At 63.6% G+C, this 17431-nt stretch carries 18 protein-coding genes and 1 other annotated feature; of the genes, 8 read left to right on the forward strand and 10 right to left on the reverse strand.

Features of this window, described 5'->3' with window-relative positions:
• Positions 1 to 34 precede the first annotated feature (34 nt).
• A protein-coding gene (locus K0O64_RS07915) for an IS3 family transposase (RefSeq protein ID WP_434085467.1) occupies positions 35 to 1275 on the forward strand; the annotation gives its coding sequence in 2 pieces (ribosomal slippage) (positions 35 to 317 and positions 317 to 1275; 1242 coding nt in all).
• Positions 310 to 426: a sequence feature (AL1L pseudoknot), on the forward strand. Its footprint overlaps the gene before it by 117 nt.
• Before the next feature lie 588 nt (positions 1276 to 1863).
• Here K0O64_RS07915 and K0O64_RS07920 read toward each other — a convergent pair.
• Positions 1864 to 2745 carry a hypothetical protein gene (locus tag K0O64_RS07920; RefSeq protein ID WP_096310635.1) on the reverse strand — a complete coding sequence of 294 codons (882 nt, stop codon included), beginning with the start codon at positions 2743 to 2745 and terminating at the stop codon, positions 1864 to 1866.
• Between the two features lie 214 nt (positions 2746 to 2959).
• On the opposite strand from K0O64_RS07920, the gene K0O64_RS07925 reads away from it, so the two are divergent.
• Both K0O64_RS07925 and K0O64_RS07930 read left to right on the forward strand, forming a co-directional pair.
• Positions 2960 to 3757: a hypothetical protein gene (locus K0O64_RS07925; RefSeq protein WP_220046272.1), complete on the forward strand. Its 798-nt coding sequence runs from the start codon at positions 2960 to 2962 to the stop codon at positions 3755 to 3757.
• Positions 3758 to 4186: 429 nt separating this feature from the next.
• Entirely contained in the window at positions 4187 to 4921 is a 735-nt protein-coding gene (locus tag K0O64_RS07930) for a DUF4189 domain-containing protein (protein ID WP_096310639.1), read from the forward strand.
• Between the two features lie 76 nt (positions 4922 to 4997).
• Here the strand turns inward: K0O64_RS07930 and htpG are convergent, their stop codons facing one another.
• Both htpG and K0O64_RS07940 read right to left on the reverse strand, forming a co-directional pair.
• Positions 4998 to 6929 (reverse strand): molecular chaperone HtpG, encoded by a 1932-nt coding sequence (htpG, locus tag K0O64_RS07935; RefSeq protein WP_096310641.1) that lies wholly within the window; start codon positions 6927 to 6929, stop codon positions 4998 to 5000.
• An 82-nt stretch (positions 6930 to 7011) separates the two neighbouring features.
• Positions 7012 to 7644: a TetR/AcrR family transcriptional regulator gene (locus K0O64_RS07940; protein ID WP_071946983.1), complete on the reverse strand. Its 633-nt coding sequence runs from the start codon at positions 7642 to 7644 to the stop codon at positions 7012 to 7014.
• A 116-nt stretch (positions 7645 to 7760) separates the two neighbouring features.
• Between K0O64_RS07940 and K0O64_RS07945 the strand changes: the two genes are divergently transcribed.
• Both K0O64_RS07945 and K0O64_RS07950 read left to right on the forward strand, forming a co-directional pair.
• On the forward strand, positions 7761 to 8672 hold the full coding sequence (locus tag K0O64_RS07945; protein WP_096310643.1) for an AurF N-oxygenase family protein: 912 nt from the start codon (positions 7761 to 7763) through the stop codon (positions 8670 to 8672).
• A complete protein-coding gene (locus K0O64_RS07950; protein ID WP_096310645.1) occupies positions 8669 to 8962 on the forward strand; it encodes a DUF4873 domain-containing protein in 294 nt (97 codons plus the stop codon). The genes K0O64_RS07945 and K0O64_RS07950 overlap by 4 nt, the downstream gene beginning before the upstream one ends.
• Here K0O64_RS07950 and K0O64_RS07955 read toward each other — a convergent pair.
• From K0O64_RS07955 to K0O64_RS07975, 5 genes are all read right to left on the reverse strand, one after another.
• The gene (locus tag K0O64_RS07955; protein ID WP_096310647.1) at positions 8959 to 9651 is read right to left on the reverse strand and encodes a PAS and ANTAR domain-containing protein; all 693 of its coding nucleotides are present in this window, start codon (positions 9649 to 9651) and stop codon (positions 8959 to 8961) included. The two genes, K0O64_RS07950 and K0O64_RS07955, sit on opposite strands and share 4 nt — an antisense overlap.
• Before the next feature lie 120 nt (positions 9652 to 9771).
• Positions 9772 to 10110: a PRC-barrel domain-containing protein gene (locus K0O64_RS07960; RefSeq protein WP_096310649.1), complete on the reverse strand. Its 339-nt coding sequence runs from the start codon at positions 10108 to 10110 to the stop codon at positions 9772 to 9774.
• Positions 10097 to 10483: a hypothetical protein gene (locus K0O64_RS07965; RefSeq protein WP_096310651.1), complete on the reverse strand. Its 387-nt coding sequence runs from the start codon at positions 10481 to 10483 to the stop codon at positions 10097 to 10099. Before K0O64_RS07965 ends, K0O64_RS07960 begins: the two co-directional genes overlap by 14 nt.
• Positions 10480 to 11709: an NRAMP family divalent metal transporter gene (locus K0O64_RS07970; RefSeq protein WP_096310653.1), complete on the reverse strand. Its 1230-nt coding sequence runs from the start codon at positions 11707 to 11709 to the stop codon at positions 10480 to 10482. The genes K0O64_RS07965 and K0O64_RS07970 overlap by 4 nt, the downstream gene beginning before the upstream one ends.
• Positions 11706 to 12125: a hypothetical protein gene (locus K0O64_RS07975; RefSeq protein ID WP_125477406.1), complete on the reverse strand. Its 420-nt coding sequence runs from the start codon at positions 12123 to 12125 to the stop codon at positions 11706 to 11708. Before K0O64_RS07975 ends, K0O64_RS07970 begins: the two co-directional genes overlap by 4 nt.
• Before the next feature lie 180 nt (positions 12126 to 12305).
• Between K0O64_RS07975 and K0O64_RS07980 the strand changes: the two genes are divergently transcribed.
• Genes K0O64_RS07980 through K0O64_RS07990 form a run of 3 tightly spaced genes read left to right on the forward strand, consistent with a single transcriptional unit; the run spans position 12306 to position 14861 of the window.
• Positions 12306 to 12632, forward strand: coding sequence for a WXG100 family type VII secretion target (locus tag K0O64_RS07980; RefSeq protein WP_220046273.1), 327 nt, complete (start codon positions 12306 to 12308; stop codon positions 12630 to 12632).
• Positions 12622 to 14334 (forward strand): alpha/beta hydrolase, encoded by a 1713-nt coding sequence (locus K0O64_RS07985; protein ID WP_225933654.1) that lies wholly within the window; start codon positions 12622 to 12624, stop codon positions 14332 to 14334. The genes K0O64_RS07980 and K0O64_RS07985 overlap by 11 nt, the downstream gene beginning before the upstream one ends.
• 17 nt (positions 14335 to 14351) lie before the next feature.
• Positions 14352 to 14861: a lipoprotein LppJ family protein gene (locus K0O64_RS07990; RefSeq protein ID WP_225933655.1), complete on the forward strand. Its 510-nt coding sequence runs from the start codon at positions 14352 to 14354 to the stop codon at positions 14859 to 14861.
• Positions 14862 to 14867: 6 nt separating this feature from the next.
• Here K0O64_RS07990 and K0O64_RS07995 read toward each other — a convergent pair whose 3' ends face one another.
• Together K0O64_RS07995 and K0O64_RS08000 are read right to left on the reverse strand one after the other, a co-directional pair.
• On the reverse strand, positions 14868 to 16280 hold the full coding sequence (locus K0O64_RS07995; protein ID WP_096312751.1) for a TIGR00366 family protein: 1413 nt from the start codon (positions 16278 to 16280) through the stop codon (positions 14868 to 14870).
• A 60-nt stretch (positions 16281 to 16340) separates the two neighbouring features.
• Complete coding sequence (locus tag K0O64_RS08000) at positions 16341 to 17417, reverse strand: phosphotransferase (protein WP_096310659.1); 1077 nt, start codon at positions 17415 to 17417, stop codon at positions 16341 to 16343.
• Between the last annotated feature and the right edge of the window lie 14 nt (positions 17418 to 17431).

Here is a 17431-nt window from a genome sequence, read left to right on the forward strand (position 1 = left end):
TTTTGTTCCGATCTTCATAGGAGGATTGGAAGCTATGCCCCGTCAGTATTCGCCGGAGTTTCGGCAGCGTGCGTTGCGGTTGTTGGACACCATGATGGAAGCCTCGGAAACATCTGAGTTCGAGGCCATCAAGTCTGTGGCCAGCAAACTCGGAATCTCGGAGGAATCGGTGCGCCGGTGGCGGCGCAAGGCTCAGGTCGATGCCGGCGAACGGCCCGGCACGACAAGTCTGGAGCACGCCGAGATCCGCAAGCTCAGACGCGAGAACGCCGAGTTGCGCAGGGCCAATGAAGTGTTGAAGTCTGCCTCTGCGTTTTTCGCAGCGGAGCTCGACCGCCCCGCGACGAAATGATCGCCTACATCGATGCGCATCGCGATCAGTTCGGGGTCGAGCTCATCTGCCGCGTTCTGCGGGCAGCTATCCCGGGGTTCCTCACCTCCCGGGGGTATCGGGCCGCGCTGACCCGGCCGCCCTCGGATCGCGAGATCCGTGATGAGCAGGTGATCGCCGACCTGCGCGCCGTGCACCGCGAGAATTACTCGGTCTACGGGGTCGAGAAGATGCACGCAGCGATGATCAGGCGGGGCTGGACCCTGGGCCGAGAACAGACGCGACGATTGATGCGCAAAGCCGGCCTGCGGGGGGCCCAACGCGGTAAGCCAGTGTTCACCACCGTCACCGACCCGGCCGACGCGAGGCCCGCCGATCTAGTCAACCGGCAGTTCAAGGCCGCACAACCCAACCGACTATGGGTCGCCGACATCACCTTCGTGCGGACCTGGCAGGGATTCTGCTACACCGCGTTCGTCACCGACGCCTGCACCAAGAAGATCGCCGGCTGGGCCGTCTCGGCCACCATGCGCACTGAGGATCTGCCGCTTCAAGCATTCAATCATGCTGTCTGGCAGTCGAATACCGATCTATCCGAGTTGATTCATCATTCCGACCGCGGATCGCAGTACCTATCGCTGACCTATACCGACCGCCTGGCCGAACTTGGGATCGCCCCATCGGTGGGATCGCGTGGCGATAGTTATGACAACGCCCTCGCCGAAGCGCTCAATGCCGCCTACAAGACCGAGTTGATCAACCGCGGCAGGCCTTGGCGACGCGTCGATGATGTTGAACTCTCGACCGCTCAATGGGTGGCCTGGTACAACCAGGAACGCCTGCACGAAGCCCTCGGCTACAGAACCCCGGCCGAGTACGAGGCCGCCCTCACCGGCACCTCACACCCCGCGAGCCAGCCAACCCCGGCCCTCGCAACCGAGTAGGAACAAAACCTGGAGTGGTTCAATGTCCTGAAACACCACACTGTCCCCGCTACTAAATGGAACGGCCCTCGGAGATTTTTCCGGGGGCCGTTTTCATCGAGTTGGGAACACTTTTGGGAACATTCGCGAAGCTAACGACCCTGCGAGGTCTATTAAGAGCAGTCGGACAGTCGGTGATCGCCCTCGCCGCCTCGGGCATCGCGCCGTCCACCTGGTGCCAACTGAACCGCCGTTCTGATGAGAAGCTCAGTCTCATCATTGGCCGGTAAGTGAGTCAGGGATTCTGACGGCGACCGGAATTCGGTGCAGGTGCACGTGTACCCGCGACGGCTGAGCTGAAGCATGGGGCCGGCGGGTACTACACGCTTAGGCGAGGTTGTAATACGCCTGGGTGAGGTCGGCAATGACATCGCCGGTGGCGCCAAGGAGTGACCTGCGCAAGGAATTTCGCAGTGTCTGACGAAATTCTGCAGAATTGCCCGGATGCTCGCCGCCGTTTCGGCACTCGTGCGCGAAGATTTCGATCAGGTGATGTCGTCTGAGTCCTCTTTCACCTACATCCAGGCCGAGGTGCAAGAGTAAGCATGTTCATGTTGATTCTTTATCCAATCTGACACCCTGGAACGCGTAGTTGATCGCTATGGTCATGGATGTTAGGAACATAATTGAGATGGTGGAATTGAGCTTGTTCACGTGATCTGTGCTTGCGAAGTGGATCGTTACGTGCCTTGACAGCCGCGTAGGCGGCTCCTCACCCTTTCCGGGCCGCCAAGGTGTGAGGAAAGATGCTCCCGGCGCGAACGCATAACCGACGTTGAACGCCCAGGCGACTCCCTGAGCATCGGTGTTCTCAATAGCCAGCTTCTTTGCCATATCGGTATAGCTAGTCCCTGAGTAGAGCTTCTTCAGGTATGTATCACAGATGCTCACCGCAAGGGTCTGAGCTGCCTCGAAAAACCCAGCCTGAAACGCTTCAATGGCTCGCTGAGCGAGGGGAATCTGCTTACAGAGTTCTTTATGGAAGTCTTTGGCGAGAGCCGCTTTACAATCCTCAGCGATGTCGTTGGCTCTGTCTTCGATTATATTGATTCGGGCGTCGTAATCAGCAGCATCAACGATGGCGCGGACGATCTCGGCTCGGGGAACGTGAGTGATCGGGATGCCATCAGCTGATAAGACCTCCTCCATCTTGTCTACGTCGGGGATGGGTCGCGGCCAGTTGGCCGGGTAGAGCCCGTCTAACGCCTTCGCGAAATCTGGCAAGAAGTCGAGCGAGATTACGGGGCGCTTTAACGCTTTTGTGATCCGCTCGCGGGTCTCTTCCCACTGCTTAGCGACAGAGGTTGCGTATTCGTTGGCGAGTGACACCTGGTCGTACATTTCTCGCATCGAGGCAGCAATACCCTCGGCTTGCGTTGGATTGTTGCGCAGGTACTCGGCGAAGGACTCAAGTCGCTCATCTTTAGGCACAGAGTGAGTGTAGGAGTGAGGATCGACAGCACATTCAGGCGTAACGGCCTTCACAAAACTCGGTGCGTAAGCAAACGGTGCTGCGCGGTAAGTCCTTCAGGACGTGGGGAAGGGCTCTCGGCAATGGCACCAAGGTCGAGGTGATGTCGACCGGCATCTCAGGGCAGGTTGCGGCTTCCGCGTTCGCTTTGCCTGGCCGTGCGATCATCAGCCGGTGGACTGGTGGGGAGACCTCGATCATTTTCCGATGTTCGTGGACGTATGGGGCACCGTAGCTGAGTGGGTAGGGGCTGTAGGTACAACACTTGCAGCGGGTGCGGCGGCAGTGTTCTACATTTCGGACCGTAAGCGGGAGCGCAAAGCCCAGGCGCTACTCGTTAGGGTGGTGCACGAGGACACGTCAGACCAGGAAAAAAATGAACCCCAGACGACCTTTACCGTTCACAACGACTCGGACCGTTTCACCACCGGCTTCACGTTGGTGATGAAACACGACCGAAAGGCCCTGCGGGCGATTGAAGACGATTACATTGACGCTGGTGTCAGAGACCAAGTGAAGAAGCATTTTCCGATATGGGGAGGCAAAGGGTCGTTCATCCTTCGCGCAGATTGGAAAGCGGAGGAGAATTACGTAACAGTGCTTCCGCAATTCGCAATGGGCCTGAGATCGCCGGTTTCATACCTAATGCGGTCCCTGCAAGGTGCCTCGCGCGTGTCTGGCAACTCCGAGGTCAAGCTAGTGGCGGATCAGCCTGTGTACACAGATGTCTCATATCGCATCATCTTTCGGGATGCTCATGCCCGCGCATGGATGGTCTCTTCGCTCACGGCGAAAAGCGACGACGCTTCTGCGGGCGACATCCGCAGGCTCCACACCCAGTACAATTCAGGTCGCAATTTTCGAAATGGCACGATGTTTATGCCTTGGTGGCGACGGATACCGGTGAACGCATATAGGGATACACGGAATAGCTGGAATCTGTATAGGAGGCGCCGTGCGTGGCGCTCGTGAATAACCGGCTAGTCAAAACGATTCTGTGGTTGACTATCAAAGCATGAAATGCGTGAGTCAAACAGACTGGCAGCGAACAGCTTCAACTTCTTGAGACCAGCTTCGCGCGAGACGATGTCGGTTATTCGCGGGATATAGCGACAGTGTCCGCTCGAGCGGTCATATCGCCATAGAAATGACTAGGTCTCTTGTCCGCGGTCTCGCCCTCGTCGCCGTTCATGGTCAACAGCAGTGCGCCGTGACGCACTAGAACGCGGGAGTCCGGCGTCGCCGCCGTTCGTCCCACCCGCGCCACGCCCCTGGCCTGGCGGACAGGAAACCCTGTCTTCGAGCCTGCGGATTCTGGCTTCGGCGCGATTACTCAACGCGTTGCTCAGCGGAACTATTGCAGCACGAGCAAAAGAATCCAACTACCGCAAGGACAAGAACATGACCACCACCCACCTGAGCCGCTCCTGTTGGCGCGGCCACACCATCGCCGCGATCCTGCTGACCGCGACCGCGACCGCCACCGCGACCGTCGTCGGAGCGGTCAGCGCAGCTCCACCGGCGCACGCAGCCAACCAATACATCGCCCTGGCTCTCGGGTACGTCAATGAGAACCCGCCCGTCACGATGGCCGGTGGCTCGGCGATCAGCGGCAACCAGGATCAGGCCGCGCAGGGCGCGCTGACGAACTGTGCCAACAACGGCGGCGGCCACTGCGTGACCGTGGTCATCGGCACGAACGAGTGCGCGGCGGCCGCGTCGAACAACTACGGCGAAGAGGTCGGTGCGAAGGGCGCGTCGATTGCCGCCGCCTCGAGCAACGCCAAAGCCCTACTGCAGAACCAGACGGGCGCGAAGGTCATCGTGTCGGGCTGCGCGAACGGATCCACCCCGCCGCCGCCGAACGATCCGCCGCCACCGCCGCCCGCGCCGAAGCAGGGGCCGACGGTCTCGTTCGACAACGTCGTGGGTGGCCTCGTAGCTCACATCACCGACCGCAGTGGAGTGTCGTCGCAGTGCACGTATGCGACCGACAACTACAACCGCAGCTTCGCCCTGCCGGCCAACGCCAAGTATGACCTGCGGATTGTCCCCGCGGTTCCGCGATTCCGGAACTGGACCGTCACGATCACCTGTGACAACGGCACAAGCACGACGGCGACGACGTTCTTCTGAGTTCACGCCGTTAACCCGAACCGCCCGGGCCGTGATGCACACGGCCCGGGCGGTTTTAGGGTTTTACAGCGAATACCTACAGCGTCCGCGCCAACCGCTCCGCCAACAGCCCCGCGAACTTCGCCGGATCATCCAGCGTGCCGCCCTCGGCCAGAAGCGCTGTGCCGTACAGCAATTCCGCTGTCTCGGTCAGCGCGGCGTCACCCCCGCGAGACGCGAACCCATCCCGCAACCCGGTGATCAACGGATGGTCCGGGTTGAGTTCGAGGATGCGTTTCTCGGCCGGGACCGTCTGCCCGGAGGCCTGCAACATGCGGGCGAGTGCGGGCGTGATGCCGAAGCTGTCGGTGATCAAACACGCCGGCGACTCGGTCAGCCGCGTCGACAAGCGCACCTCTTTCACGTGGTCAGAAAGGGTCTCGGCAAGCCACTCGAGCAGGCCGGCGAACTCCTGCTCCAACTGCGAACGTTCGGCCTCCCGTGCGCTCTTGTCCTCCTCGGTGTCCAGGTCTACCTCACCCTTGGCGACCGATTGCAACCGTTTGCCGTCGAATTCGGGCACCATGTCCACCCAGACCTCGTCGACCGGGTCGGTAAGCAGCAGCACCTCATAGCCTTTGGCTTTGAACGCCTCGAGGTGCGGTGAACTCAGCAGCTGCTGACGCGATTCGCCGGTGGCGTAGAAGATCTGCTCCTGACCCTCTTTCATGCGCTCGACATACTCGGCCAGCGTGGTGGTTTCCTCGTCGCTGTGCGTCGAAGCGAACGACGACACGGCCAGAATCGTGTCCTTGTTGTCGGCGTCGGACAGCAGGCCTTCCTTGAGAACCCGGCCGAACTGCCCCCAGAACGTGCCGTAGTCCGCCGGCCGCTCGGTCTGCATCTCCTTGATCGTCGAGAGCACCCTTTTGGTGAGCCGTCGGCGGATCGCTTTGATCTGACGGTCCTGCTGCAGGATCTCGCGAGAAACGTTGAGCGACATGTCCGCCGCGTCGACGACACCCTTGACGAAGCGCAGATACGGCGGCAGCAGCTCCTCGCAGTCGGCCATGATGAACACCCGCCGGACATAGAGCTGCACACCAATGCGGGCGTCCTGGTTGAACAGATCGAACGGCGCGTGCGACGGGATGAACAGCAGCGCCTGGTACTCGAAGGTGCCCTCGGCCTTCATCGGGATGACCTCCAGCGGGTCATCCCAGGCGTGCGCGATGTGCTTGTAGAACTCCGTGTACTCCTCTTCGGACACTTCGTCTTTGGGTCGCGCCCACAGCGCTTTCATCGAGTTGACGGTCTCGGTCTCGACGGTGACCACCTCATCGCCGCCGTCCTCGGTGGCGGGGCTGCGTCGCTCGACTTGCATCCGGATCGGCCAGCCGATGAAGTCCGAGTACTGCTTGACCAGCGCCCGGATCTTCCATTCCGCGGTGTAGTCGTGCAGCTCGTCCTCGGCGTCCTCGGGCTTGAGGTGCAGGGTGACCGAGGTGCCCTGCGGTGCGTCGTCGACGGCGGCCACCGTGTAGGTGCCCTCGCCGCTGGATTCCCAACGGGTCGCGGAGCTTTCGCCCGCCTTGCGGGTCAGCAGCGTGACCTTGTCGGCCACCATGAAGGACGAGTAGAAGCCGATCCCGAACTGGCCGATCAATTCCTCGGACGCGGCGGCATTCTGGGCCTCACGCAGTTGCTGGCGCAGTTCGGCCGTGCCGGATTTGGCCAGCGTGCCGATCAGGCCCACGACCTCGTCGCGGGTCATCCCGATCCCGTTGTCGCGGATCGTCAGCGTCCGCGCGGCCTTATCGATGTCGATCTCGATGTGCAGATCGGAGGTGTCGACGTCGAGGTCCTTGTTCCGGAAGGCTTCGAGGCGAAGCTTGTCCAGGGCGTCGGAGGCGTTCGAGATCAACTCCCGCAGGAATGAGTCCTTGTTGGAGTACACGGAGTGGATCATCAGATCCAGCAACTGGCGGGCCTCGGCCTGGAACTCCAGCTGCTCTACCTGTTCAGTCATGGTGAATCCGTTCGAGATGACGACAATTGGTGCAGCCGAGATATTAGCGAGCCGTCACAGGCCGCGAAGGGCTCCCTGAGCCCTAACCCGCCAACCCCAACAGCGGCGGCACCAGATACCGCCGCGCGAACGACCGCAAGGCGTCGTCGTCGCCCAGCGCGACGTTCTGCGACGGGGTGAGCACGAACGACACGATGACCCGGACGGTCACCTCGGCCACCTCGAGTAGCTCCAGCTGTGTGCGATGGTCGTCCGGCAACGCGACCGCCAGCTGGTGGGCCAGGAACGATGACGCCGTCCGCACCACGCCGTCGCCCTCTACCGTCAGGAACGGCAGCACGGTTTCGGCCTCGGTCGCCAGCAACCGCTGCAGCAGCGCATGCCCCCGCAGGGTGTTCAGCGTGAACACGAACCCCTCGACCAGCTTGTCCTCGGCCTCGTCGTAACCGCCAGCCTCGGCGGCCAGGTCGGAGAGGAACCGCTCGAGCTCCCGCAGCAGGACCGCCTCGACGATCGCGTCCTTGTTCGCGAAGTTGCGGTACAACGTCACCCGCGCCAGGCCGGACCTGCGGGTGATGTCCTCCACCGTGGACCGCCGGATTCCGAACAGTTCGAACTGCCGCAGAGCCGCATCAAGGATCCGCTCGGCGTTGCCTTCCACGGACGGCGACCCGAAACGCTGCACCGCTTTGGCGAGCAGGCCGCTGTACTTCATTGCTGCAGTGTAAGGCCTGCTCGGACGCTATTGATACAAACGAACCAAGAATGTATCTTCGGTTTCACCGGCGCATCGCGCTCATCCAACGCTCGACGACTAGCAGGAGGCTTGACATGGCCACGGCTCCTTCGACCAGGACGGCGACGCCACCGAGTCGAGAGGAGTTCTCCGACCGGCTGCTCAAAGGGTCAGCCCGCAAGTCCTACGCGCCCGTCGTCGACATCGACTGGGACACCCCCGTCGTCGAAGACAAGTTCTTCCTGCCGCCTCGCGTCGTCTCGCTCTACGGCACGCAGATGTGGGAGGAGATGAGCCGCGAGCAGCAGATCGAGCTGTCGCGCCAGGAGTTCATCAACCTGCTCTCGGCCGGCGTCTGGTTCGAGAACATCCTCAATCAAGCACTGTTGCGCGGCCTCATGCACGCCGACGTCACCGCGGCGTCCAGCCACTACTCGCTTACAGAGCTCGGTGACGAGACCCGTCACATGGTGATGTTCGGCCGCGCCATCCAGGCTGTGGACGGAAAAGCGTTCCAGCCCAACCGCCTTCAGCGGATGACCATCAACCTGCTGCCGCTCGTCTTCCAGAAGACGGTGCTGTGGATAGCCGCGCTGGTGGGGGAGGAGATCTTCGACGCGCTGCAGCGCGAGATCCTCGATGACCCGGACATCCAGCCAATCGTGCGTCGCGTCATGCGAATTCACGTCACCGAGGAGGCGCGGCACATCCAGTTCGCGCGTGACGGCGCCCGCCGGGACGTCCCCGCCATGCGACGGCGAAATCGCTTCCTGCTCGCCACCATTCACGGTGCCGGTGGCCCGTTCTACCGCTACCTGTTCACCAACCGCGCCGTGTACCGCCGGGCCGGTCTCGACGGTCACGAGGGCCGCCGGCAGGCCCGTGCCAACCCGTACTTCCACGAGACGACGCGAATCGGGTTCGCGCCGCTGGCCGCGTTCTTGGAGGAGATCGGGCTGATGAACCGGATCAGCCGGCGGATGTGGAAGCGGAGCAACTTCCTGTGACCGCCACCGCCGACGAGAGCGGCGTCTTCGACGGCGATGCCGAACTCGACGTCGCAGGCGTCCGCTGCCCGGTCCGCGTCCGCCTCGCCGGTCACCTCAACCCGATCGACGGCCAGTTCCATTGGCAAGGCCTCGCCTATGGGGCGCCCGACGACATCACCGCCGGAAAACCTGCCCAGCTGACCATCGGAAGCCGCAGCGTCGCAATCAGACTCGTGGAGAGGGTGCCGTCGGGCCAACTCATGGTCAGCGGTGTGGGCGCGCCGCCGTACGGCCTCTCGCCAGTCTAGGAACCGCGGCCGACTCGCAGATGTGCGGTCATCAGTAGTCCGTCGTACACCGATCGCGCCGGCATCTCGCCGTTGTGGCGTACGGCTTGGAAGTCGGCGGTGATCTGCTGCGCGAGGTCGCGCAGTTTGACGTTGCTTTCCTGCGAGCGCCAGCGCAACAGGTCAAACGCCGCATCGGCGTCGATGCTGTAGATCATCATCAGCATCCCTTTGGCCTGATCGATGGGGGACCGGCGGGCGGCGATGTCCTCGACCTCGTTGCTCACCTGCTCCTGAGCGCTGCGCAGGTCACCGGTCAGGTCGACGTAGAAGCCGTCGCTGCCGATGATCTCGCCGGCATCGTTGCGCAATTGATTGCCGACCACGACGACGTGGTGGACGCGTCCGTGCGTGTCCCGCATGCGGTGTCGACTGCTGAACGGTTCACGGGTGCGACGTATCCGCTGCAGCAAATCGATCAGCTCCTGGCGGTCCTCGGGATGCTTGTGTGAGAACACCAGTTCGGTTGTCGGAGTGACGGTCCCCGGCTCGTAGCCGTGCATGCGCGCCACTTCGTCCGACCACTCCCAGCGGTCGTCGTCGAAGAAGTACCGCACCCAGCCGACCCGGGATAACTGGCCGTCACCCAGTGACCGCGCTCGGCCGTCGCCTTTGGTCTCACCCTGCCGCTCGTCTGCCCGCCCCGACATCTGAGATACCCCTCGGTGTGGAATATCCGTCAAACCTGACGTGAAGTTGTAATTGACAAGATCCATATTAATCGCCGCTGACCAGCAAAGTCGCCTGTATTGCGCAAGACTGGCAACTGGTCATTGTTCGTTCAGCACCGGCGAGTACCTGGTGGCGCCTCGCCGCAGCGTCAGCCGCTCGTGGGTGACATCGTCGACGTCGCGCCACAGCGTCAGGAATGTGCCGCGGTGACGCCACCGCAGCAGACTGGCGAGTACCCAGGGCTGATCGACGCGGCGGCGTTCGTATCCCAGATATGAGGACTTGGAGCGCGGACTCACGATGACGCCGAACACTTTTGGTGCGTCGGGCCGGTGGTGCAGATCGCCGGTGACGCTCAACCGCACGTCGATCAACGTGCCTAACGACGTGCCGTCGCTGTCGTACACGGGCAGTCCGAGAAGATCACTCAGCTGCATGCCGGCCTCCGGGTATGCGGGCGATGAAGCGGTCCCGTAGCCAGTGCTCGATCCAAAGGCCGTCGAAGTGGTCCGCCTCCCGGCTCACGTGCAGCGCAGCGTCAACCTTCGTGATGAGCCGCCAGGGCAGCGCCTGCAGCCGTGACGCGGGCTGGCGTCCGCCGAAGACCCGGGTGAAGAGCACCTGCCCAGTCAGGATGGCGGTGACGTGCGGAACGCCGTCGGACGTGTCCGACAGTTCGAGGTCATCGACGATGCCCACCGGCGCGCCGTCGGCGTCGAGCATCTGCCGGTCCAGCAGGTGCAGGCGGGCATCGATGAGCGTGCCCGGCGCGCGGGGTGCCTCCGGCAGCTCGTTCGTTCGACGGTTCATTGGCCGGCCCCTGTCACGATCATCAGCGGTATGGCGGCCAGCGAGGCGACCAGAATGATCACCAGATAGATCGAGCCGGCGACGTTCACTGCGCGGCCGTTGACATGGCGGCCCATGTACTCGGGATCGTTGGCCACGATGAGGATCGGCAGATACGTCAGCGGTAGCGCGATCGCCGAGAACACCACCGAGTACTCGGTGACAAGGATCGGATCGATGCCGGTGAATAGCACTGCGGCGCAGGCCAATACGGTCACCAGCATCACGGTGTGGAAGCGGGCCGCCTCGGCGGGGCGACGGAATTTGCCCCACGCCCAACCGAAGAACTGGGCCAGGGTGTAACCCGACGACAGCGTGGTCTCCAGCGCGGCACCGAATGTGGCGGCCACGACGCCGATGATGACGAAGGCCAGCGCGAGCTTGCCGCCGGCCATCACCACCGGCATCGTGATCTCCGACAGTGAGGTGACCTCGATCTGCGCGGGCAGCAGTACCAGCGTCGCGCACGCCGCGATCGCCAGGGAGAGGATGCCGCCGAGCGGAAATCCGATCAGCACATTGAGCCGCGAGGTGCTCAGATCCTTGGTGGTCCAGTGTTCTTCGCGTGCGCCGGAGGAGAAGAAGAACACCTCGTAGGGCGTCATCGCCGCGCCGAAGAGCGCGATCGCGAAATACCAGTAGGTGGCCGCCGATTCGCTCTGCGGTATGACGGGTGCCAGCGCCTGATGGGCAAGGGTGGACCAGTGTGGCTGCAGAGCGAAGACCGCGACGGCGAAGACGATCAGGCAGAGTCCGAGCAGTCCGGTGACGTTCTCCATGATCGAGAACTTGACCCGCCAAATCACCACCCACACAGCGAAAGCCGCGACCGGCACCCAGAGCAGGGGCCCGACGTCGGTGGCCAGTTGCAGCGCCAGTGCCACGCCACCGATCTCTGCGGTCACGGTCATCAGGTTGATGAAGAACGACGCACTCAGGTTGGCGGCACCCACTCGGGGACCCAACCGTTCGCGGATGATCTCGAAGGTGGCGCGGCCGCTGACCGCCGCCACTCGTCCGGCCATCTGGGCGTAGAGGCAGATGCCCACGACGCCGACCGGGACCACCCAGGCCAGCCCCATGCCGAAGCGTGATCCGACGACGGCGTTGGTCACCAAATCGCCGATGTCGAGGAAGCCGCCGATGGCGGTGAGGATTCCGAGCGCGACCGCGAAGATTCTCTTCATCGGTCGTAGTCCCGGTCGAGTGCGTCGGCGCCGTCGAGGAGACGCTGGCGTAGGGGCTGCAGATCGACCGGACGGGACGCACCGCGCACCGCGGCGGACGCCGCGTTGAGGTCGTCGATGAACGCGGTCATGGCGGTGGTCAGTACCCGCTGGTGTTTGAGATCGGTGTCGTTGTCCGCTCGCAGGCTCGCAATCTTCTTGTATGCCTTGACGATCTGGTCGCGCATGTCGACGAGCTGGACCGACGCCAGGGCGGAGGTGGAGCGGCGATCGGCCGACAGCTGCAAGGCCAGCGCCGCCGAGCGCACCGCCGACTGGGTCTCCTGTTTGGCGGTCGCCAGCTGACCCGGCATCCCGTCCCGGTTGGCCGGACAGCTTGTCAGAATCAGCGCGAGCAACCCGCCGAGCAAAGCCACGACGATGATTGCGTGCGCTGACCTCGAGACCCGATTGCCAGCGCGAGCCACCATTCCATCCTGTCGGATCGTGTCGTCCCCCTGAGGCGTTCCCGATATTGCCAGGTGTAAACGCCGCGGCCTCGTTAGTGGTAAGTTGGCGTTTGAGTCAGTTTGCTGTGCGGGGCGAGGAGGCGGGCCATGGCCGAGCCGCTGAAGGTGGATCCGGAGTCGCTGGTCACCTCCGGTGGGGTGCTCGATCAGCACTCGCAGAACGTGTTCGCCACCCATACTCAGGCCGACCAGACCATCGACTCGTCGCTGTTCAGCTGGGTGGGGCAGTCCCAGTCCGCGCTGGCGGCGAAGGCCGCCGCCTGGACGACGGTGACGACGACCTTGACCACCCGTCTCTACGAGCACGCCGAGGGCATGCGGGTGAGCGGGATGACCTTCGCCGCGATGGATCAGCGCGACGCCGAGGAGCTCGCCGACGTCTATCGGCCGAATGGTCAGGCGCGTGACGCTTAGCGTCGCAGATATCGAACGCTGGGATCCCGAGGCCGTCCGGGAAGTCTTTCACGCAGCATCTGCGCGCAGCGGTGCTTCCACCGACGCGGCGCGGGCGTCCGAACAGCTACCGGCGTTCGAGTCCTGGGGTGGGGTCGCCGCTGACGCCGCCCGCGACGCGATCCACAAGACCCGCGTGGACCTCGACGCCCATGCCCGGGAAGCCCTCGCGGTGGCCCAGGCCGCGCAGAAGGCCGCCCAGGACATCGAGAAAGTGAAGATCGAGCTGCGCGAGCTCAAAGACGACGCGATCAGTGAGGGATTGGACGTCGACCCGGCGACGAGCACGGTGGTGAAAGGCCCCGGGTTCAAGGGGACGGCCGCCGAGCTCGCGACGAAGATCGCGGACCTGCAATCGCGGTTGAACGCAATCATCGCTGAGGCCAACGGTGTTGACGCAGAGCTCGCCGCGGCGATCAACATGGCCGACGGCAAGCTGCCGATTCCGGATGCCCAGCCCACCCCGCCACCGCCGCCGGAAACGACCCGGCCTGAGGACGTCAAGAAGTGGTGGGATTCGCTGACGCCCGAACAGCAGCAGGCCGAGTTGCGGGACAACCCGCCGTATATGGGCAATCTCAACGGGATTCCCGTCGAGGCTCGCGATGTGGCGAACCAAACGGCGATGCGCACCGACATCGAGAACATCGAGGAGGCCGCTAGCCGTCACGGCGTCTCGGCGCAGGACGTGTTGAACGATCCGTTCCGTTACGGCTGCACACCGGACGACGTGATGCGCTACACCAACGCGGTCAAAGTTGAGCAGGCACTCGAAGACGATCATCTGGCGACCGGGGCCCAGACTTATCTGCAGGTGTATCAACCCACGAAGTTCGATGGCCAGGGTCGCGCCGCGATCGCCATCGGTAACCCCGACAAGGCCGCCAACACAACGGTGGTGGTGCCGGGCACCAGCCACAGCGTCACCGAGGGCTGGCTCAGCGCCAGCGATGCCACAAACTTGTACAACGAAGCCGTGAAGGCCGACCCGAGCCGAACGGCATCAGTCGTCGCCTGGATGGGCTATGACGCGCCGAACAGCTTGCTGGACCCGCAGGTCGCGCAGACCTCGCTGGCGCACCAGGGTGGGGCGCTGCTCGCCGCAGATGTCAATGGCCTCAACGCAACTCATGGTCCGGTATCGTCGCATATGACGGTGATGGGGCATTCCTACGGCTCGACGACGGTGGCCGATGCCGCGGCCGGCTACGGTATGCACACCAACGATGTCATCCTCATCGGCTCGCCGGGCACCGATATGGCCAAGAGTGCGGCCGACTTTCACCTCGCGCCGGGCGGTCATGTGTTCGTCGGTGCGGCCTCGACCGACCCGGTCACCCAGCTGGGCGCTATTCCTCAGGTGCATATCCCGGGTACCGGGGTGACTGCGTCGCTGGGCACCGACCCGGCCCTGGACGGGTTCGGCTCGACGCGTTTCAAAGCCGAAGTCCCGGGCTGGACCATCAATGACCACAGCCACTACTTCGAGCGCGGCACCGAGTCGTTGTTCAGCATGGCCGACATCGTCTCCGGCCACGGCGACGCCCTTGAGGTCGACGGTATGACCGCGCCGCACCGGGCTGACAACATCCTCACCGACATCGGGGTGCTGCCGTCGGATCCGGAACTGTACCGCGCCCCAACTTCAGGCCACTACCACTAGGACGGAGCCCAGTGATCGTGCCGCGCAAGAGAATCCCGCTCGCGGTGACCGCGATGGTCGCCGCCGCACTATCAGGATGTGGAATCATGCAATCCGATGCTGACCGAGTCTCGAATCCGCTGACCCCGGAGCAGTCCAAGGCTCAGGTCATGGACGCCGCGCACGACATCGTGACGACGTTGAACATCAACGTGGTCGAAGCCGCGTTCTGGCACGCATCCTGTAATGACCAGGGCGACCCGCCTTTTCGGGGGCAGATGCGCATCGCCTACCCGCCCGCGGCGTCGTTTGCGGCATCCGATGCCGAGATCGCCCAGATGGTCCAACAACTCCGCACTAAAGGGTGGAATGCCGATCCCGGATTCCACACTCATGGCACCGCTTTGACCAAGGGCAATGTCACGGCTGTGTTCGGGCCGCAGAACGTCAGCAACCCGAACCGCGACATCGAGTTGTTCGGGGAGTGTCGGGACACCACCACCACGAAGGACACCAAGGGTCGGGTGGAGCGCGTCACGCTGCCCTGAGTGGTCTCAGATCACGTGCGGTGCGATCAGCATGGTGGCGCCCAACACCACGAACCCGATCAGGAACGCGACGATCGTAAAGCCCATCACCTGACGAACATTGAGCTTCGCGATCGCCAGCAGGGGCAGTAGCCAGAACGGCTGGATCATGTTTGCCACACCCTCGCCGACCGCGACCGCCATCGACATCAGGCCGAGGTAGCCCGGCGAGTGCTGACCTACCGCCAGCGCCGAGTCGACGGCGATCGGGCCCTGTACCGCCCAGTGTCCGCCACCGGACGGCACGAACAGGCTGATGATCAACGAGCCGACGAAGGTCAGAAACGGCAGGGTGTATTCCGTCGCGCCGTGCACGAGGCCCTCGGCCAGGAGTGTCTGCAAGGGCTTGATGTCTTTGGCCGCTTGATAACCCAGCAGGCCGACCAGCCCGCCGTAGAGCGGATACTGCAGCAGCAGGGGTCCCGACACTTTGGCGGCGTCGGTGAACGCCCGGATGAACCGGATCGGCGTCTTGTGCAGCAGCGCGCTGGTGATCGTCAGCAACATGATCATCGACGCGATGTTGAGGGCGAAGCCGCTGATCCAGAAGTAGGCGATGCCGGCAACGAACACCAATACGTTGAGGATCCACAGGTTCTCGAGCCATTCGGCAAAGGTCTTCTTGCCCTCGGTCTCGGTTTCCTGCTGGTCTTCGTCTTCGAAGATCGCCGGGTCGGGTGCGAGAGTCTCCGCGGGCGCCATCCGCCAGACGGCGACGGCGAGCACGGCCAGCACGACGATCACCGACAGCCAGCTGTAGGGCTGGAAGATGGTCTGGCTCAGCGGCACCGTGATGCCGGCGATCTTGTGGATCACGTTGATGGGACTGCTGCTGTCGGTGTTGGCCAAGGCTATCGACGACGAAAGCCCCTGTGTCCAGACGATGAAACCCATGAATGACGCGGCGATGAGGTAACCGAAGTGAGTGTCGGGCAAGCGTTTTGCGATCTGGCGGGCGACCAGTGCGCCGGCAACCAGCCCGAGCCCCCAGTTCAGTAGGTGCAGTGCCGCGCTCACACCGAAGCAGAGCAGAGCGGCCTGAACCTGATTGTTCGGCTTGCTCGCGATATAGACGATGCCGCGCTTGAGGATCGGTGCCTCGGCGAGGGTGTAGCCCGTCACGAGAATGAGGACCATCTGGAACGCGAACGTGAAGATGTTCTGCGATCCCCACACGCCGCCGTACCAGGCCTTGAGCATGCCGGTGGCGGAGGCGTCCTTGACCAGGAATGCGACCAGTGCGGCGACGACGATCGTGAGGATGACCGCGAACAGGTACGGGTCGGGCATGAACCGCTCGACGTACCGGACGGACAACCCGGTGAGGGATTGCATGATGCCGCGACGTTCGGGCTTGCGCTCTTCTACCTGCGTCGTCATCATCCGCCCCTTTCGCCGTCGGCCCCCTCGACCGCACCTAGTATCCGTGTCGAGTGGCCACTACGTCGCGATCTCCGCGATCGCGGACGGGGTGTCGAGGTCGCCGTAGGCGTTGGTATAGCGCTGCGCCAGGGCGACGGCAACCTCGGCGCGCTGCCACAGACCGCCGCCGCTGCTCGCGGTGGCCAGCCACAGCGCCAGGCCGTGCGCAACCGACGCCCGATACCGCAGCCAGATCTCGTCCGTGGATGGAAGCTCGTCGCTGGGCAATCCGAGCGCGTCGCGATACTCCTCCAACAGCGCGCGCTCGTGCCTGCGGCGGTCCTCGACGGTCAGCGCACCCTGCAGGAAGTACCCGACATCCAGCGACCAGTTGCCGCGGCGGGCGACCTGCCAGTCCAGGAAACCCACCTGACCGTCGGGCGTGACGTAGGTGTTGCCGATGTGCGGATCGCCGTGCAGCAGCGTCTGCGGGGACGTGGTCAACGTCCGGATGTACGGCTTCCACACCCCTTCGACCAGCTGGTCGATCGACATCGCCAGCACCTCGGGGGGAGTGGTCTCGTCGAGTTGTTCCAGCGCGCTCGGCAGCGGCGCGTACTGCAGCCCGTCGAACGGCTCGAACGGTTCCAGCCAGCTCAGGGCCGGCTCCTGCAGCACCCGCGCCCCCCAATAGCGGCCGTGCATCCGCCCGAGTCCACGCATCCCGGAGCGCGCCTGGTCGATCGTCAGCGGCCGCAAGGAGTCCCGCGGGTCGGCACCTCGGGCGGTGAGGTCCTCCATGACGAGGCAGAAGTCATAGGCATCCTCATCGATGAGCGCGGCGTAGACGACGGGATGCTCCAGCGGGATCTCGACGCCCGAGCTGAACAGTCGCGGTTCGTGGAACATGCCGCTGGTCATGCGGATCAGTTCCTTGTGGTCCGGGTCGGCGGCCTTGACGAACACGGTCTCCGGTCCGGTGCCCTCGGAGTACGACAACCGAAGCCGCGCACGGCGATTGGTGCCGTCGTCGCGCAGATCGATGGCGACGTCGCTGACGGTGGCGCCGGGGTAGTGGGCGGCCAGGGCCTGCGTCATCCAGTTCGGCGAGACGTCGGCGAAATCGGTGGGCACCGACAGTGCGGGTGTGCTCATTCGGCAGACGCTCC

Origin of the sequence: Mycolicibacterium pallens (assembly GCF_019456675.1) — a bacterium.
Lineage (GTDB): Bacteria > Actinomycetota > Actinomycetes > Mycobacteriales > Mycobacteriaceae > Mycobacterium > Mycobacterium crocinum.

What these genes read in the sequence shown, in the direction of transcription:
- K0O64_RS07980 (WP_220046273.1), top strand. Translation starts at nt 12,306, where the DNA reads ATGGCCGAGCCGCTGAAGGTGGATCCGGAGTCGCTGGTCACCTCCGGT.
- K0O64_RS07970 (WP_096310653.1), bottom strand. Translation starts at nt 11,709, where the DNA reads ATGAAGAGAATCTTCGCGGTCGCGCTCGGAATCCTCACCGCCATCGGC.
- K0O64_RS07930 (WP_096310639.1), top strand. Translation starts at nt 4,187, where the DNA reads ATGACCACCACCCACCTGAGCCGCTCCTGTTGGCGCGGCCACACCATC.
- K0O64_RS07960 (WP_096310649.1), bottom strand. Translation starts at nt 10,110, where the DNA reads ATGCAGCTGAGTGATCTTCTCGGACTGCCCGTGTACGACAGCGACGGC.
- K0O64_RS07955 (WP_096310647.1), bottom strand. Translation starts at nt 9,651, where the DNA reads ATGTCGGGGCGGGCAGACGAGCGGCAGGGTGAGACCAAAGGCGACGGC.
- htpG (WP_096310641.1), bottom strand. Translation starts at nt 6,929, where the DNA reads ATGACTGAACAGGTAGAGCAGCTGGAGTTCCAGGCCGAGGCCCGCCAG.
- K0O64_RS07995 (WP_096312751.1), bottom strand. Translation starts at nt 16,280, where the DNA reads ATGACGACGCAGGTAGAAGAGCGCAAGCCCGAACGTCGCGGCATCATG.
- K0O64_RS07965 (WP_096310651.1), bottom strand. Translation starts at nt 10,483, where the DNA reads ATGAACCGTCGAACGAACGAGCTGCCGGAGGCACCCCGCGCGCCGGGC.
- K0O64_RS07940 (WP_071946983.1), bottom strand. Translation starts at nt 7,644, where the DNA reads ATGAAGTACAGCGGCCTGCTCGCCAAAGCGGTGCAGCGTTTCGGGTCG.
- K0O64_RS07945 (WP_096310643.1), top strand. Translation starts at nt 7,761, where the DNA reads ATGGCCACGGCTCCTTCGACCAGGACGGCGACGCCACCGAGTCGAGAG.
- K0O64_RS08000 (WP_096310659.1), bottom strand. Translation starts at nt 17,417, where the DNA reads ATGAGCACACCCGCACTGTCGGTGCCCACCGATTTCGCCGACGTCTCG.